17 protein-coding genes are annotated in these 16,781 nt (G+C 68.9%); 9 read left to right on the top strand and 8 right to left on the bottom strand.

The window, feature by feature from the left end; all coding sequences use genetic code 11:
- Positions 1-11: 11 nt before the first annotated feature.
- From NQK81_RS25105 to NQK81_RS25085, 5 genes are all read right to left on the bottom strand, one after another.
- Positions 12-554 (bottom strand): hypothetical protein, encoded by a 543-nt coding sequence (locus NQK81_RS25105; RefSeq protein ID WP_126737426.1) that lies wholly within the window; start codon positions 552-554, stop codon positions 12-14.
- A gap of 169 nt (positions 555-723) precedes the next feature.
- A complete protein-coding gene (locus NQK81_RS25100; protein WP_126737425.1) occupies positions 724-1,476 on the bottom strand; it encodes a hypothetical protein in 753 nt (250 codons plus the stop codon).
- Positions 1,473-2,390, bottom strand: a complete 918-nt coding sequence (locus tag NQK81_RS25095; protein ID WP_192747230.1) for an ABC transporter ATP-binding protein — start codon at positions 2,388-2,390, stop codon at positions 1,473-1,475. Before NQK81_RS25095 ends, NQK81_RS25100 begins: the two co-directional genes overlap by 4 nt.
- Before the next feature lie 148 nt (positions 2,391-2,538).
- Positions 2,539-3,270 carry an ABC transporter permease gene (locus tag NQK81_RS25090; RefSeq protein ID WP_126737423.1) on the bottom strand — a complete coding sequence of 244 codons (732 nt, stop codon included), beginning with the start codon at positions 3,268-3,270 and terminating at the stop codon, positions 2,539-2,541.
- 38 nt (positions 3,271-3,308) lie between these two features.
- Positions 3,309-4,247, bottom strand: a complete 939-nt coding sequence (locus tag NQK81_RS25085) for an ABC transporter ATP-binding protein (RefSeq protein ID WP_257483481.1) — start codon at positions 4,245-4,247, stop codon at positions 3,309-3,311.
- Between the two features lie 190 nt (positions 4,248-4,437).
- Between NQK81_RS25085 and NQK81_RS25080 the strand changes: the two genes are divergently transcribed.
- A complete protein-coding gene (locus NQK81_RS25080) occupies positions 4,438-5,016 on the top strand; it encodes a TetR/AcrR family transcriptional regulator (RefSeq protein ID WP_126737421.1) in 579 nt (192 codons plus the stop codon).
- Positions 5,017-5,928, top strand: a complete 912-nt coding sequence (locus NQK81_RS25075; RefSeq protein WP_257483480.1) for an SDR family NAD(P)-dependent oxidoreductase — start codon at positions 5,017-5,019, stop codon at positions 5,926-5,928. It abuts the gene before it with no gap.
- Positions 5,929-6,135: 207 nt separating this feature from the next.
- On the opposite strand, the gene NQK81_RS25070 is transcribed toward NQK81_RS25075, so the two are convergent.
- The 3 genes from NQK81_RS25070 to NQK81_RS25060 all read right to left on the bottom strand — a co-directional run bounded on the left by NQK81_RS25070 (position 6,136) and on the right by NQK81_RS25060 (position 8,461).
- On the bottom strand, positions 6,136-6,549 hold the full coding sequence (locus tag NQK81_RS25070) for a VOC family protein (RefSeq protein ID WP_257483479.1): 414 nt from the start codon (positions 6,547-6,549) through the stop codon (positions 6,136-6,138).
- An 80-nt stretch (positions 6,550-6,629) separates the two neighbouring features.
- On the bottom strand, positions 6,630-7,286 hold the full coding sequence (locus NQK81_RS25065; protein ID WP_037307422.1) for a response regulator: 657 nt from the start codon (positions 7,284-7,286) through the stop codon (positions 6,630-6,632).
- Positions 7,283-8,461 (bottom strand): sensor histidine kinase, encoded by a 1,179-nt coding sequence (locus NQK81_RS25060; protein WP_257489838.1) that lies wholly within the window; start codon positions 8,459-8,461, stop codon positions 7,283-7,285. Before NQK81_RS25060 ends, NQK81_RS25065 begins: the two co-directional genes overlap by 4 nt.
- A gap of 208 nt (positions 8,462-8,669) precedes the next feature.
- Between NQK81_RS25060 and NQK81_RS25055 the strand changes: the two genes are divergently transcribed.
- The 7 genes from NQK81_RS25055 (at position 8,670) to NQK81_RS25025 (ending at position 16,766) form a co-directional block, all read left to right on the top strand.
- On the top strand, positions 8,670-10,193 hold the full coding sequence (locus tag NQK81_RS25055; protein WP_443092900.1) for a dynamin family protein: 1,524 nt from the start codon (positions 8,670-8,672) through the stop codon (positions 10,191-10,193).
- Between the two features lie 48 nt (positions 10,194-10,241).
- Entirely contained in the window at positions 10,242-10,721 is a 480-nt protein-coding gene (locus NQK81_RS25050; protein ID WP_257483477.1) for a YqeB family protein, read from the top strand.
- Positions 10,718-11,374, top strand: coding sequence for a TetR/AcrR family transcriptional regulator (locus tag NQK81_RS25045; protein ID WP_257483476.1), 657 nt, complete (start codon positions 10,718-10,720; stop codon positions 11,372-11,374). Before NQK81_RS25050 ends, NQK81_RS25045 begins: the two co-directional genes overlap by 4 nt.
- Before the next feature lie 39 nt (positions 11,375-11,413).
- Positions 11,414-11,899 carry a nucleotide exchange factor GrpE gene (grpE, locus tag NQK81_RS25040; protein WP_257483475.1) on the top strand — a complete coding sequence of 162 codons (486 nt, stop codon included), beginning with the start codon at positions 11,414-11,416 and terminating at the stop codon, positions 11,897-11,899.
- Positions 11,896-13,731, top strand: coding sequence for a dynamin family protein (locus NQK81_RS25035; RefSeq protein ID WP_257483474.1), 1,836 nt, complete (start codon positions 11,896-11,898; stop codon positions 13,729-13,731). Before grpE ends, NQK81_RS25035 begins: the two co-directional genes overlap by 4 nt.
- Before the next feature lie 92 nt (positions 13,732-13,823).
- Positions 13,824-14,543 carry a DUF6802 family protein gene (locus NQK81_RS25030; RefSeq protein WP_126737414.1) on the top strand — a complete coding sequence of 240 codons (720 nt, stop codon included), beginning with the start codon at positions 13,824-13,826 and terminating at the stop codon, positions 14,541-14,543.
- Positions 14,544-14,942: 399 nt separating this feature from the next.
- A complete protein-coding gene (locus NQK81_RS25025) occupies positions 14,943-16,766 on the top strand; it encodes a phosphoenolpyruvate carboxykinase (GTP) (protein WP_257483473.1) in 1,824 nt (607 codons plus the stop codon).
- The last annotated feature ends 15 nt before the right edge of the window (positions 16,767-16,781 follow it).

Genomic DNA, 16,781 nt, shown 5'->3' with positions numbered 1-16,781 from the left:
AAACGCGGCGGTTACCGGACGGCTTCGAACTCCCCCAGCCGCGAACGCAGCCCAGCGAATCCGGCGACCGCGATCGGCGACGGCGTCGTACCGGAATGAGCGGGGAGAACGTCGATCCAGCCGTCGTGGCGGCTGGTGTTCAGCACCGTGGTCGGGATCGAATGCCCGGACGCTCCGCGTTCAGAGGGCATGAACTCCCAGTAACCGGATTCTCCGTCCGCGGCCCACGGGACGAATTCCCAGCCGGGCCGCCTGCCGAGCAGGCCGGCGATCCGATCTTCGATGCGGAAACCGAGTTCCCGCGATTCGAGCCTGCCTTCCACGACGGCGCGAAGCCACCACGGCGCGGGGATTTCGCCGTGCATTCCACTGGACGCGCGGTACAACGCGACAACGAGATCTTCGGGCGCGCGGTGTACCCAGGCGCGGCGGATATCGGATGGCCGGGTCGCGGACGCGACCGTGCGGGGCAGTTCGATCGCCTGTGACCATTCGAGGTCGAGCATGGGCTCGAGCCGGGGCTGCATACTTTCCGTGCGGGCTTGCGGGATCATGCGTTCCACTCCCTGACCGGAATCCACCGTCAAGGATCACCTCCGGGGCCGAGAGCCGAAAAATAGGCTCATCCCGAGCATCGCCCGGGCTGGAACAGTATGTCCGCTCCGTGTGAGAGAAGCCACAGGCTCTTAACGTGGACTTAACTCCTTTGGCCGCGGTAAAAGCTCACGCATCCCTTCGATGGGTGATCATCAGCCCGGCCGCATAGACAATCACGCAGATGCCGCCGAAATAAGCCAAATAACCCCACGGCCCCAGCGGCGGTTCGAGTTTCAACATCGACACCGTGAGATCCGGCCCGGAAAACTGATTCGCCGCGAAGAACGGCATCCACTGGTAGATGTCGTCGCCCACTTTCGGAATCAGCACGACGAGCCCCTCGAGCACCTGCGTCCACGCCAGCGCGAACCCGAGCGCGAACGCGGGGCTGCGGAACAGCAGGCCGAGGCCGACGCCGAGCAGACCGGTCAGGAAGAAGGTCAGGCCCTGGCCCGCCACCGCGCGCCAGTCGGCGCCCGAAGCCAGGCCCAGGTCGGCGGCCGGTTTGATCAGGTACGCGATCGCCCACGAGCCGAAGCCCACCAGCAGCCCGATCAGCCCGGAGAACACGCCGACGACGGCGCCCTTCGCCAGCAGGGCCGGCACGCGCGACGGCACCGCCTGGAAGGTGAGCTTCATCGTGCCCCAGTTGAACTCCGTCGCCGCCGCGAGGATGGCGAGGACCAGCACGACGGTGCGGCCGAGCGCGCTCGCGACCTGCGTCGAGTTGACGCCGGTCTGGCCTTCGAGCGGCACGAAGCCGAAGAAGAGCGCTGTGTAGGCCAGCGCGACCACCACCGCGATGGCCGCGCACCACCAGGGTGCGCGCGTGCTCAGCAGCTTGATCCGCTCCGCGCGGAGCATGTTCGCCGCGGTCATCGGGCCACCTCCGGTACGCCGGCGCCGTACTCGACGGCCTCGGCGGTGAGTTGCATGTACGCCTGTTCGAGCGAGCCGGCGAGCGGCTTCAGTTCGTGGAGGGTCGCGCCGGCGGCGAACGCGAGTTCGCCGATCGTGTCACTGTCCATTTCGGACACGACGAGCGCGCCGTCCTCTTCGCGGAACTCGGCGCCCTTGTCGGTGAGCGCGGTCCTGAGCTCGGGCAGATGCGGGCTGCGGACCCGCACGCCGAGGCCCTTCGCCCGGCCGACGAACTCCTCCATCGTGCCCTGGTAGATCAGCTTCCCCCGGCCGATCACGACGAGGTCCTGCGCGGTCTGCGCCATCTCCGGCAGGAGGTGGCTGGACACGAAGACGGTGCGCCCCTCGGCGGCGAGCGCGTGCATCAGCTTCCTGATCCACACGATGCCCTCGGGGTCGAGGCCGTTGACCGGCTCGTCGAACAGCAGTACCCGCGGGTCGCCCAGCAGCGCCGTGGCGATCCCGAGCCGCTGCGACATCCCGAGCGAGAACTGCCCGGCCCGTTTGCGGGCGACCGAGTCGAGCCCGACCAGCCGGAGCACCTCGTCGACCCGCTTGTCCGGCAGGCCGTTCGTCGCGGCGATCCACCGGAGGTGCTCGCGGGCGGTGCGGCCGGGATGCCGCCAGGTGGCGTCGATCATGCCGCCGACCGTCCGAAGTGGATCACGCAGCTCGCGGTAGGCCATGCCGTCGATGGTCACCGAGCCCGACGTGGGGTTGTCGAGCCCGAGCATCATCCGCATGGTGGTGGACTTCCCCGCCCCGTTGGGGCCGAGGAATCCCGTCACCCGGCCGGCTTCGGCGGTGAAGGAAAGCGCGTCGACGGCGAGCTTGTCGCCGTAGCGTTTCGTGAGTCCGGTGGCCTCGATCATCGGCCCTCCCTCCAGTGGATTCCGACATTACGCGGGAAAGGACCGGGCTGCCCCCCGATCGGCGGCCCGGTCCTTCTTCCCCTTTTTCTCCCCGGCCGGACGCCTCGCTCCCCCGAGTTCGGCGTTCGGCTTTCCCCTGTGGAAGTCCTTACGCGTCGCGCTTGTCGGCGACGACGAGCGAGATGACCAGCAGCACCAGCGCGAAACCGGCGAAGTAGGCGAGCGACCCGGCCTGGCTCAGCGGCGCGTTCGCCGCGGCGGGACCCGAGCCGGTGAGGAACCGGTCCGCGACGTGGAACGGCATCCAGTCGTAGATGTCCTTGCCGATCTTCGGGATGAGCTGGATCAGGTTCTCGACCGCGAGCGTGTAGATCAGCAGGAGCGAGATGGCGCCGGCGCTCTGCCGGATCAGGATGCCGACGGCGACCGCGATCACCGAGGCGAGGGCGAACACCAGGCCGACCCCGGCGACGCTGATCCACTCGGCGGTGGTGTTCAGCGCCAGATCCTCCGGTCGCATGATCGAGGCGAGTGCCCAGGCGCCGAAGGCGGCGATCTCGCCGATCACCAGCGAGAGCGTCGCGACGACGCCGGTCTTCGCCAGCAGCGCGGCGCGGCGGTTCGGCACGGCCTGGAACGTGGTGCGGATGGTGCCGAAGCGGTATTCGGTGGTCACCGAAAGCGCGGCCAGCACCATGACCACGGTCATCCCGAAGACGTAGCCGAACTGGGACATGCCGACGTCGGTGAATTCCCCCGACGGCGCGGCGCCGGCGAAGATGGCGGCGAAGCCGACCACCACCGCGAGGGTGATCAGCGCGCACCACCAGGGCGAGCGGGTGGTGAACAGCTTGATGCGTTCCACGGCGAGCAGAGTCATGGCTTTTCTTTCCTCAAAAGAGTGAGCGGCTGTGCCGGTTACTGGGCGGCGGTGACCACTTCGGCGGCTTCGGCTTCGAGACCTGTGTGGTACTCGACCGAGTCGCCGGTGATCTGCATGAAGGCCTGCTCCAGGGAGCCGGTCTGCGGGCTGAGCTCGTGCAGCACGATCTGGTTGGCCGCGGCGATCTCGCCGATCTTCTCACTGTCCAAACCGGACACGACGATCGCTCGTTCGGCGTCGGTGACCTGAGCGCTCGCCTGCGTCAGCGCGGCGCGCAGGGCGGGCAGCTGCGGCGACCGGACCTTGACCGTGTTCTCGGCGGCCCGGGCCACGAAGTCCTCGGTGGAGGACTGGGAGATCAGCTGCCCCTTGCCGATCACGACCAGGTGGCTCGCGGTCAGCGCCATCTCCGAGAGGAGATGCGAGGAAACGAACACCGTGCGGCCTTCGTCGGCCAGCCGGTGCATGAACTTGCGGATCCAGAGGATGCCCTCGGGGTCGAGACCGTTGACCGGCTCGTCGAAGAGGAGCACCTCCGGGTCGCCCAGCAGGGCCGCCGCGATCCCCAGTCGCTGCGACATGCCGAGGGAGAACCCGCCGGCGCGCTTCCCGGCGACGCTGGTGAGCCCGACGATCTCGAGTACCTCGTCGACCCGGCTCTCCGCGATCTTGTTGGACTTCGCCATCCATCGCAGATGCGCCCGGGCCGACCGGTTGGGGTGGACCCATTTGGCGTCCAGCAGCGCGCCGACCGTCCGCAGTGGATCTTTCAGCTCGCGGTAGAGCTTGCCCCCGATGCGCACCTGGCCGGCGGTCGGGTTGTCCAGGCCGAGGATCATCCGCATGGTCGTCGACTTGCCCGCCCCGTTCGGGCCGAGGAAGCCGGTGACCTCCCCCGGCGCGACGGAGAAGGACAGGTCGTTCACCGCCAGTGTCTTGCCGTACCGCTTGGTGAGGCCCGCTGCCTCGATCATGTCTGCTCCCCTCGGCGACTGCGAGAACAATCGTCGTCCATGTGGGTGGCCGAGCGCGTCATCCTGAGGTGCCAACCTGGTACCCGACCTGAGACGTAGCTTGCCGTCTTCCGGCGGCGTACGCGATCGGTGAGACCCCTGAGAGTGACCCTGATTCGCCAGGGTTAATGAACCGTGGTTCAATAATCGCATGGCGAGGCCACGGAGCATCACCGACGAACGGCTGCTGACCGCGGCGGGAACCGTGATCGGCATGGTCGGCCCGGGTTTCACGCTGGCCCAGGTGGCGGCGGAGGCCGGCGTCGCGGTCGGCACCGTGGCCCAGCGGTTCGGCTCGAAGAACGGTCTTCTGCTGGCGTTGAGCCGGGCGAACACGCGATCCGTCGTGGAACGGATGCGGGAATGCGGCGAGCTGGCCGATCCGGTGGAGGCGCTGCGCGCGGCGGTCGTCGTGGTCTACGAGGGGTTGGGCGACGCGGAGACGGCGGCGAACCATCTCGGGCAGCTGGGCGTGGACATCGGCGATCCGGAGCTGCGCGCTCTGCTCGGTGAACATTTCACCGCCGTGGAAGCGGAATTGCGGCGGCTGACGCGCGTCGCGGCGCGTGACCTCCCGGGTGCGCCGGGTGTCGTCCGTGCGGCGCGGGTGCTGCTGGGGGTGGCGAACGGGGCCGCGCTGGACTGGTCGATCCGGCCGAAGGGCCGGATCACCGAACGGATGGGGCAAGACGTGGACGCGGTGCTGACCGCGTGGAAGGGAGTGTCCTGAATGGATCAGAAGGTGGCCGTGGTCGCGGGGGCGACGCGGGGATGCGGCCGGGCGATCGCGGTGGAGCTGGGCAGGCTCGGCTGGACGGTGTTCGTCACCGGCCGTACGACGCGTGAGCACCAGTCGCCGATGAAGCGTTCGGAGACGATCGAAGACACCGCGGAGCTCGTCGACGCGGCGGGTGGCCGGGGGATCGCCGTCCGGACCGACTTCACCGTGGTGTCCGATGTGGACGCACTGCGAGCGCGAATCGAGTCCGAAGTGGACGGCCGGATCGACGTACTGGTCGACGACGTCTGGGGCGGCGACCAGTACGCGGACTTCGAGGGGGCGTACTGGGACTCCAGCCTCGACGACGCGCTCACGCTCGTGCACAACGCGATCGACACGCACCTGATCGCGCTGCACCGGCTTCTCCCGCTGGTCGTGCGGCGGGAAGGCGGTCTCGTCATCGAGGTCACCGACGGCGACCACGACGAGTACGTCGGCGCGGGGATCCCGTACTTCCTCGCGAAATGCGGGATCCGCGCGATCGGCAGGGCGCTCGGCGCCGAACTGAAGAAGTATGGCTCCGTCGGCATGACCGTCACGCCGGGCTTCCTGCGTTCGGAAGCGATGCTCGACCACTTCGGGGTCACCGAGGAGACGTGGCGGGACGCGGTCGGCGAGTCCGCTCCGGTCGATTTCGCCATCTCGGAGACCCCGGCGCTGCTCGGGCGGGGTGTCGCGAAGCTGTCGACCGACCCGGAGGTCGCGCGGTTCGCGGGCAAGACGCTGGCGTCGTGGACGCTGATGAACGAGTACGGCCTGACCGACGTCGACGGCTCACGCCCCGACTTCGGCAAGTGGATGGCCGAAGTGCGGGACGCGGGCAAGGACCCGGCTACCGCGGATCACTCGCTGTACCGCTGAGGCACCGGCCGCCGGCCCGTGTCGCGAAAGCCACTTTCGGGACGTCAGACGTCGCGAAAGTGGCTTTCGCGACACACCTAGCGGCACGTCAGCGGGCGAGGCAGGGCTCGCCTGGCCCTCCTTCAACGTTGCGAAAGCCACTTTCGCAACGTTGAAGGTTGCGAAAGTGGCTTTCGCAACCTTCCGTCCAGTGCCTGGCCAGGGGAGCTACTTCTTCCCGGCCAGCACGTCCAGGTAGTGCTGGTTGAACATGACGCCGAGGACGTTGCCGAACGGGTCGACGACGGCCGCGGTCACGAAGCCCGGCCCGCGCTCGATGACCGGCTCGTACTCCTTCGCGCCTTTCGCGAGCAGCTGAGCGAAGGCGTCCTCGACGTTGTCGACGGCCCAGTTCGCGATGGCCCCGCCGGGACCGGGCTGGGCCATCGGCGGCCGGAAGTCGCCGCGGACCAGGCCGAACTCGTGCTGGTAGTCGCCGATCCGGTACTCGACGTACGCCGGTGTCCCGTCGGGGCCGTTGCGGACGAAGTACGGCTCGATGCCGAAGAGCTCGGAGTACCACTCGATCGCGGCGGCCATGTCGTCGGCGTAGAACGTGGTGGTGGTGAGACCTCGCAGCATTTCCTTCTCCTCAGGTAGTGGCTCTGAGGACAAGCATCCGCCGCAAAGTGCTCACCGAACGACCACTTTCCGACGAGATCTCAGCTGACCCCGGGACGCGCCAGCCCGGTCTCGTAGGCGAGCACCACGGCCTGCACCCGGTCGCGCAGGTCCAGCTTCGACAGGATCCGCCCGACGTGCGTCTTCACCGTCGCCTCCGACAGGAACAGCGTCTCGGCGATCTCCAGGTTCGAAAGGCCCTTCGCGATCAGCACGAGCACCTCCCGCTCCCGTTCGGTGAGGACGTCCAGCTCGGCCGCGTCCCGCATCGGCTTCCCGCCGCCGCCGACGAACCGGTCGAGCAGCCGCCGGGTGACCGACGGCGAGACCACGGCGTCGCCCGAAGCGACCGCCCGCAGCGCCGACACCAGGTGATCCGGCTGCGTGTCCTTCAGCAGGAACCCGCTCGCCCCGCCCTGCAACGCCGAATAGACGTACTCGTCCAGGTCGAACGTCGTCATCACGAGCACCCGTGCCGTCCCGGCCTCGACGATCCGCTTCGTCGCCTCGACCCCGTCCAGCACCGGCATCCGGACGTCCATCAGCACGACGTCGGGCCGCAGTTCCTCGGCCAGCCGGATGGCCTGCGCGCCGTCACCCGCCTCGCCGACGACGTCGATGTCGGCCTGCGCGCCCAGGACCATCCGGAACCCGACGCGCATCAATTCCTGGTCGTCGACGACCACCACCCGTATCACGTCGCCAACCTAACCGGGAGCCTCGCGTGCACCTGCCACCCTCCACCGGGGGCGGGCCCGACCTCCAGCGTGCCGCCGAAGACGTTCGCCCGTTCCCTCATTCCGATCAATCCGTTCCCACCGGGGACGGTGAGTTTCCGCGGCGGCGCGGCGTGCTTCGCCGCCATGGGCACCAGCTGTTTCGCGCGCCCGGCGCCGTCGTCGGTGACCTTGACGTCGATCACGTCCGCCTCCCGCCGCACCACCACCTCGGCCTGCGCGCCCTGGCCGGCGTGTTTCAGCGTGTTCGTCAGCGACTCCTGCACGATCCGGTACACGCCGAGGGACACCCCCGCGGGCAGCCCGGCCAGCGCGTCCGGCCCGATCGCCAGCGTCACCGGCACCCCCGCCTGGCGGATCCGGTCCGCGAGGTCGGTCAGCGCGCTGGCGTCGGGCTGCGGCACGCGCGGCTCGTCGTCGCCGTCGCTGCGGAGCACGTCCAGCAGCCGCCGCAGCTCGGCGAGCGCGCCGCGGCCGGTCTCCGAAATCGTCTGCAGGGCACGTTTCGCCATCTCGGGATTCCCGTCGACCGCGTAGGACGCACCGTCGGCCTGCACGACCATCACGCTCACCGCGTGCGCGACGACGTCGTGCAGCTCGCGGGCGATACGTCCGCGTTCCTCGCCGACGGCGATCCTGGTCGCCTGGTCCCGTTCCGTCTCAAGTAGATGCAACCGGGCTTCCACCTCCTCGTGATAGGCGCGCCTCGCGCCGGCGAATTCGCCGAGCGTCCAGCACAGTGCGCTGGAGAAGACGCCGATGATCGCCAGCACCCACACGTCCTCCGGCGGGTCGGCCCACAGCTGGATCGCCGAGGTGACCAGCGTGATCACCAGGTACAACAGGCCCTGTTTGCGCCCGACGTAGACCAGCACCGAGTAGATGCTGATCATCATCGCCAGCCCGCTCGCCGCGCCGAGTTCCAGCGCGCTGTGCGGGATGCCGATCAGCAGCACCAGGTACGCCGACCACAGCGTCGCCTTCCGCCGGAAGACCAGCGGGGCGACCATCACCACGTCCAGCGGCAGGACCACGTACCAGGGCGGCATCGGGACTTCCGGCGTCTCGACCGCCGCCACGAAGAACAGCAGGTCGGTCAGCAGCAGGACGACGGCGATGAAACTGTCCCCGGCCATGGGGTGGGCACGCATCCAGAGGCTCAACCGTCGCACCTGGTAACACTATGTCGGCCGGGGCCGCCCGCGCGTCGGTCGCCGGTACCACCTTCGGTGCGACCCGAGGATGAGCGGCATGGCACGATTCCCCTCGGTGTGCTCGACGACTGGGAGGGTGGGCACCGTGACCTCAGCGACGGAGCAGGGCCGTCTCGCCGGCCCGCTGTCGATGTCGGTGGCGAACCTCTGCCACCGCCTCCAGCCCCAGGTGTCCGCGCGGACCGCGGCCGGTTTCGCCGAGGTGCTGCGACGGCTGGGCGGCCCGCTGCAGGTCGCCGTCGCGGGCCGGATCAAATCGGGGAAGTCCACCCTGGTCAACGCCCTGATCGGGCGCCGGGTCGCGCCGACCGACGTCGGCGAGTGCACCAGGCTGGTCACCAGGTTCCAGTACGGCACGGTAGACCGCGTCGAGATCGTCTTCAACGACGGCCGCAAACAGGTGCTGCCCTTCTCCGCCGACGGGATGATCCCGGCCGAACTGGGCATCGACATCGACAAGGTCTCGCATATCGAGGCGTACCTCACCAACGCGGTCCTGCAGGGTATGACCGTGATCGACACCCCGGGCCTCGGCTCGCTCGACGCGGCTTCGGTGTCGCGGACCGAGGAGCTGCTGGGCGCGGCGAAGCACCGCAAGCCCGAAGACGGTGACGAGGAGGAAGAAGGCTCCGACGAGCTGGACGACACCTCGCGCAACGCCGTCGCGGGCGCCGAAGCCGTCCTCTACGTGGTCACCCAGGGCGTCCGCGCCGACGACCAGCAGGCGCTCGCCGCGTTCACCGCCGCGACGGCGAGCCGCGAGGCGGGCCCGGTCAACGCGATCGCGGTGCTCAACAAGGCGGACACCATCGCGCCGGAGTCGGTCGAAGGCTCGGGCGGCGACGTGTGGAAGGCCGCGACGCTGTTGTCGGAGAAGCAGGCCGCGACGCTGAAGCCCCGCGTCGCCGACGTGCTGCCGGTGATCGGGCTGATCGCGGAGTCGGCCGAGTCCGGCGGGTTCACCTCGCCCGACGCCGAAGCGCTGCGCCAGCTGGCCGAGATGGACGACGACATCCTCGAGACCATGCTGATCTCGGCGGACATCTTCACCAGCTGGGAATGCGACGTCGCCGCGGGCACCCGGCTGCGGCTGCTGGAGAAGCTGGACCTGTTCGGCGTGCGGTACGCCGTCGAGGCGATCCGCAAGGAACCGGAGATCACCGCGGGCTCGCTGCGGCGGAAGCTGCTCGACGCCTCCGGGCTCGAAGCCGTCCGCCAGCGGCTGAGCATCGTCTTCGCCGCCCGCGCCGACGGCATCAAGGCGGCGGCCGCGCTGGCCTCGGTCACCGCGCTGGCCCACGCGTCCGGCGACCCGGCCGAACGGCAGCGCGTCCACGACGCGATCGAGGTCCTGCTCGCCAAGCCCGAGGCACACCAGCTGCGGCTGCTCGAAGCGCTCACGCTGGTCGCGTCCGGCGCCGTCGACATGCCCGAGGACCTGTCCGAGGAGGTCCTGCGGGTCGGCAGCAACGCGGACATCGGCGCCCAGCTGGGCAAGCCGGGCGCTCCGCGGGCCGAGCTGGCGGCCCACGCCCTGGAGCGCGCCGGCTGGTGGCGTTCCTTCGCGTCCTTCGGCGCGACACCCGCCCAAAGCCGCGTCGCGCACGTCGTGCACCGGGCGTACTTCCTCATCTGGCAGCAGATCCGCGACTAAACGCGCCCCAAGATTGATAAACCGAGCGCTCGGTCTAATAATGAGCGCATGGAAACGATCGTCGACGAGCCCCAGTGGCTGCGTACGGCCTCCTGGATCGGCTGCCCGCTGGCCGGGGCCGCGCTCGGCTGGTTCCTCCAGTCGATCTCGGGCTGGGTGGCGTCCCTGAGCTGGGTCCCGTTCAAGGGCCCCTTCCAGCTCGTCTCGGAGATCCCCCAGCCCTGGGGCACGGTCACCGGGATCGGCGTCGGTCTGGTCCTCGGGTTGCTCTTCGCCGCGGTCTGGGCGCACGAGCGGCTGATCGTCAAGGTGACGCCGACCCGCATCACGCTGACCACCAAGGGCCGCAGCCGCGCGTACGAAGCGGAGCTGGAGGCCGTCTTCCTCGACGGCAAGGAGCTCGTCCTGCTCGCCGCGGACGGCCGGGAGCTGGTGCGGCAGAAGGGCGACGTGGACCGCAAGGCCGTCGCCAAGGCCTTCCTCGACCACGGCTACCCGTGGCACGACGAGCCGCCGGCGGTGAAATGAGGACGGTCGACCCGGCCAAACACGAGGCGAAACGCCGCGCCATCCTCGACGCCGCCGCGGGCTGTTTCGCGATGAAGGGCTTCGAGAAGACGACGACGGCGGAGATCTGCCGCGCCGCCGGGATCAGCACCGGCAGCCTGTTCCACTACTTCCCGAACAAGCGCGCGGTGTTCGTCGGCATCTTCGAGCAGGACGCCGACGAGACCGCGGCACTGCTCGCGGCCGCCGAAGAGATCGAGGATCCGGGGGAGGCCATCCTCCAGGTCATCACCCACGTGTCGGAACAGCTTCTGCATCCGGTCATCGCCAAGCTCGTCCTCGAGGTCGCCGCGCAGTGTTCCCGCGACGCCGAGCTGGCCAGGCTCATCCAGGGCAACGACCGCGCGCTGCGCGACGGCCTCGTCGGCCTGGTGACGCGGGCGATGGAAGCGGGCCGGATCGATCCCGGATTCGATCCGCAGACGGTGGCCAGCTGGCTCGTCGCCTTGGTCGACGCGCCGCTTTCCCGCGTGATTCTTGAGCCGGACCTGGATCCGGCGGCGGAACTCGCGGTGATGAAGGAGCTGATCGCCAGATTCCTCCGTCCCGTTCTGCCGATTTCGCCCCCGCCTGGCGGGCCGGTGCCCGACACTGGTGAAATCTCCCCGGGCTGATCGGTAGGCCCGGGACACCAGTTACGGGGGTCGATTCGGGTGGGTGCCTGGCTGCGCAAGAAGGCGGTCGAAGACGTGAATCCGGACGACGTGCCGACCGGTCAGATCTCCGCGGCGATCATCGCCGAAGCGGACGGGGAGACTTCGCCGGCGGAGGGAACCGAGGCCGTCGAAGCCGCGTCGAACACCGATGTGGAGTCCACGACCACGGGTCCGGCCGACCTCGAACAGGCTCTCGCCGACAGGCAGGCGCTGATCCAACTGTGCCTGTACGCCCTCGATCGCGCGCGAAGCGGCGGCGTCGTCGAGCGGCTCGAACACGGTCTCGCCGGGATCGGCGTCCGTGCCCTGCGCCCGGACGGTGAGCGGTTCGACCCCGCCGTGCACGAGGCGGGCGGTGCGGTCGCGACCGAGGACCCTGCGCTCGAAGGGCTCGTCGCGGAGACCGAGGTGGTCGGTTTCGCCGATCACGAGCGGGTCCTGCGCGCGCCGATCGTCATCGTCTACGCGAAGAAGGCCCAGTGACGGCTCCGAGCGCGGCGGCCAACCTTCCGGCGGTCGTGAAGAGCACCCGCGAACAGCTGCTCACCGTCGTCCGCGAAGCCGATCCCCAGGCCGCGAAATGGGTCGAGGACATCCGGAAGGCGCGGCCGAAGAAGCCGTCGGTCGTGGTGGTCGGCGAGACCAACCGCGGCAAGAGCTCGCTCGTGAACGCGCTCCTGTCCATGCCGGGACTGTCCCCTGTGGACGCCGACGTCGCCACGGCGACTTATCTCGTCTTCGAACACGCCGAGCAGTGGTCCGCGCAGGCCTGCTACCCGGGCCAGCTGGCGCCGGTGCCGATCAACCTCAACGACCTGATCCACTGGGTCTCGGCCGCGCACGAGCTGCCGGAAGGGCAGATCCCGCCGCGCTACGTCGAGGTCTCCGGCCCGGTCCCGCTGCTCGAACGAGTGTCCATTGTGGACACGCCGGGTGTCGGCGGGCTCGACTCGATGCACGGTGAGCTGGCGAAGGAGGCCGCCGCCGGTGCCACCGCGCTGCTGTTCGTCGTGGACTCGTCCTCGCCGTTCACCGCGCAGGAGCTGCAGTTCCTGCACGACATGGGCGAACGCGTCGAGACCGTGCTGTTCGCGCTGACCAAGACCGACCAGTTCCGCGGCTGGCGCGAGGTCCTCGAAGCCGACCGGCGGCTGCTCGCCGAACACGCCCCCCGGTTCGCCGACGCGGTGTTCCACCCGGTTTCCGCGCGGATGTTCGAGACGGCGGCCAAGGCCCCGAACGAGCAGATGGCCACGATGCTGCGCGAGAAGGCCGGGATCGCCGCGTTGCAGGGCGCGCTGCAGGAGATGCTGGTCGGCCGCTCGGCGATGCTGGGCGAGGCCAACACCCTGCGCGCGTTGTCGAGCGCGCTCGGCGAGCTCAAGGCGAAGCTGCAGGCGGAAAGCCGAGCGCTGTCCGCGGGTGAGGCCGAGGCCGAGCAGTTGCGCCAGCGGCGTGACGACCTGACCACCGAGCGCCGCTCTTCGACGCGGGGCTGGCAGCTGAAACTGCGCGCGGAGATCCAGCGGACCCGCGTCGAGGTCGGGCACGAGACCAGCAGGCAGATGCGCGACGCGTCGACGCATTTCCGCCAGCTGATCGACGGCGCGAAACGGGACGCCCTCGCCGCGCTGCCCCAGCAGGTCGACATCGCGTTGCAGACGACGTCGCAGCGGATCTCGATGCTGCTCTCGCAGCGGCTCAACCAGGTCACCAACGTCGCGCTTTCGGAGCTGTTCTCGCCCGAAGAGCTCGAAATCATCCGCGGCCAGTTCGCCAGGGCGGGCGGCCCGCCGGTCGTGCTGCGCCCGCCGGACAAGAAACCGCCGACGGCCGAGGACAAACTGCTCATCTTCATGGGGGTTTCCGGCGGACTCGGCGCCGGGAAGGTCGCCGCGCTGCCGCTGGCGGGCGTCGCGATCCTGAACCCGGTGATCCTGCCCGCCACGATCATCATCGGCCTCGGCGCCGGCTGGTGGATGGCGCGCACCCGCAAACACGCCTCGGACAAGCAGCATATGAAGCAGTGGCTGGTCGAGGCGATCGCCGACGCGCGGTCCACGCTGGACCAGCTCGTCGCGGAGCAGCTGATCGAGGCCGAACAGCAGCTGTCGATGGCGCTCGACGAAGCCCTCGGCCGCCGGATCGACGCGATCGAGGCGGAGCTGAAGGAAGTCGACAAGACGATCAAGATGGGCGCGCAGGAACGGGCGAAGAAGATCTCGGTCGTCGCGAAGCGCCTGAAGGACGTCTCGGACGGCCGGGACCGCGCCGAGGCACTGCTCGGTCGCATTCGGTCACTGCGCGACGCCTGACCCGGGTGGGTCCTGTTGTGGACCGGAACCGAACCGGCCTACGGTGAGTCATAAGCTTCGACACACCAGCAGGTCAACGAGGGGGTTATCCCATGTGGGTCGACGAGAGCGGCGGCACGGACACCGAGTCGGGCTCCACCGAAGCGGTCACCGTCCACGTTGACGGCGAGGAGTACCAGGCCGAGCTCAACTACGACCTCGACAAGGACGGCGTCAACGACGCCGCGGTCATCCAGCACGAGGACGGCACCGGCCAGGCGTTCGTCGACACCGACGGCGACGGCGACGCCGACCAGTACGCGGTGCTCGACGAGAACGGCAAGGTCGTCCAGGAGGCCGTCTACGACGAAGCCTCCGGTTCCTGGGTCGAGGCCGGTGGCGGCGGCAACGACGACGGTTCCGACGCGGGCACCAGCGGCACCATGCACGCCGACATGCCCAGCGGCGACGTCGAGGTCGGACCGCCCACCATCGACACGGACGGTGACGGGACCCCCGACACCGCCGTCGTCCAGACGGAGGACGGCCGCACGATCGCCTTCACCGACAAGGACGGCGACGGCAGCGCCGACATCGCGGTGGAGACCGACGCCTCCGGCAACTCCAAGACCTACGAGCACACCGGGCCCGGCCAGTGGACCGAGGTCGGCAGCGGCGTGGTCAACAACGACATCGGCGCGGCCTTCGCGAGCGTCCCGGCGGCCGGAGGTGACCCGGCGGGCGACGCGGCGTGGGGTGGCGCGGGCACCGAAACACTCGAAGGTGTGGCGAAGATCGATTCCGCCACCGGTCAGTGGATCAGCCCCAACTGATTCCCAAAATGGCCTGGACCAATACAAGAATGGTCCAGGCCAATTCGAAGAGGTCATTCCTGTAATCCTGGTCACAGAACAGCCCGGCACGAGTACTCGTGCCGGGCTTTCTCATGTCCGATTCGTCCGTCCGCTGTGCCATCGGTCACCGGAAGAATTTCTGCGTATGGCCCATTCCGGTGATACTGAATCGATTCCCTTATCGTTCTTGTGAGAGAACCGACAGGTCAGCTCTCGGTTACCTGCCGGTCATCCGGCTACTCTCGGGGAATCCCAAAACCTGCACACCGGCCTTCCCGCCGGTGTGCGAAGCCATTCGGTCTCACGAGCTTGAGGGCCGCACCGGAACAGCGTCGTTCCCGGTGTGGGCCCTCTTTGCGTCGGAAGTCAGGAGTAGAGATGACCGCAGTCGCCATCCCCGGACTGGAAAATGCGCCGACGACGCACAGTGGCGTGCTGTCCTGGGTCCGAGAGGTCGCCGAACTGACCACTCCGGACCGTGTGGTGTGGGTCGACGGGTCCGACGAAGAGGCCGCCCGGATCAACGCCGAGCTGGTCTCCGCCGGCACGTTCGTGCAGCTCGACGCGAAGCCCAACTCGTACTGGGCCGCTTCCGACCCGAATGACGTCGCCCGCGTCGAGGAACGCACCTTCATCTGTTCCGAGAAGGAAGAGGACGCCGGTCCCACCAACAACTGGATGGACCCGGCCGAGATGAAGGCCACGATGACCGAGCTGTACCGCGGATGCATGCGCGGTCGCACGATGTACGTGATCCCCTTCTGCATGGGCCCCCTCGGCGCCGAGGACCCCAAGCTCGGCATCGAGATCACCGACTTCGCCTACGTCGTCGCCTCCATGCGCGTGATGACCCGCGCCGGCAAGGCCGCGCTGGACAAGTTCGTCACCGAGGACGGCACCGAGCGCGAGTTCGTCCCCGCCCTGCACTCCGTCGGCGCGCCGCTGGAGCCGGGCCAGGAGGACGTCTCGTGGCCGTGCAACACCACCAAGTACATCTCGCACTTCCCCGAGACCCGCGAGATCTGGAGCTACGGCTCCGGCTACGGCGGCAACTCGCTGCTCGGCAAGAAGTGCTACTCGCTGCGCATCGGCTCGGTCATCGCCCGCGACGAGGGCTGGCTGGCCGAGCACATGCTGATCCTCAAGCTGATCTCGCCCGAGGACAAGGTCCACTACGTCGCGGCGGCGTTCCCGAGCGCCTGCGGCAAGACCAACCTCGCCATGCTGCAGCCGACCATCCCCGGCTGGCGCGCCGAGACCCTCGGTGACGACATCGCGTGGATGCGGTTCGGCGAGGACGGCCGCCTCTACGCGGTGAACCCCGAGTTCGGCTTCTTCGGCGTCGCGCCGGGCACCGACTGGCACACCAACCCCAACGCGATGCGCACCATCGAAAAGGGCAACACGGTCTACACGAACGTCGCGCTCACCGACGACGGCGACGTCTGGTGGGAGGGCATGGGCGAGAAGCCCGCGCACGCCACCTCCTGGAAGAAGCAGGACTGGACGCCGGAGTCGGAAGAGAAGGCCGCGCACCCGAACTCGCGCTACTGCACGCCGATGTCGCAGTGCCCGATCCTCGCGCCCGAGTGGGACGACCCGCAGGGCGTGCCGATCTCGGCGATCCTGTTCGGCGGCCGCCGCAAGACCACGGTCCCGCTGGTGAACGAGGCCCGCGACTGGCAGCACGGCGTGTTCATGGGCGCCACCATGTCGTCGGAGACCACCGCGGCCGCCGCCGGCGCGGTCGGCAACGTGCGCCGCGACCCGATGGCCATGCTGCCGTTCCTCGGCTACCACGCCGGTGACTACTTCAAGCACTGGCTGGACCTCGGCAAGAACGCCGACGCGGACAAGCTGCCGAAGATCTTCTACGTCAACTGGTTCCGCCGCGGCGACGACGGCCGTTTCCTGTGGCCGGGCTTCGGCGAGAACTCGCGGATCCTGAAGTGGGTCATCGACCGCGTCGAGGGCAAGGGCAACGCGAACGAGACCCCGGTCGGTTTCGTGCCGAACGCCGAGGACCTCGACACCGACGGCCTCAAGGAGCCGCTGGCCGACATCCAGGCCGCGCTCGACGTCTCCGCCGAGGAGTGGCGCCAGGAACTGCCGCTCATCGAGGAGTGGTTCGAGAAGATCGGCGACAAGGTCCCGTCGTCGCTGCGTGACGAGCTGGACGCGCTCAAGCAGCGTCTGGGCTGATCGTCCGAACGTAGG

The organism is Amycolatopsis roodepoortensis (assembly GCF_024628825.1).
GTDB classification, from domain to species: domain Bacteria; phylum Actinomycetota; class Actinomycetes; order Mycobacteriales; family Pseudonocardiaceae; genus Amycolatopsis; species Amycolatopsis roodepoortensis.
The sequence above is the reverse complement of the archived record's forward strand: the minus strand, read 5'-3'. Positions and strand labels throughout refer to the sequence as shown.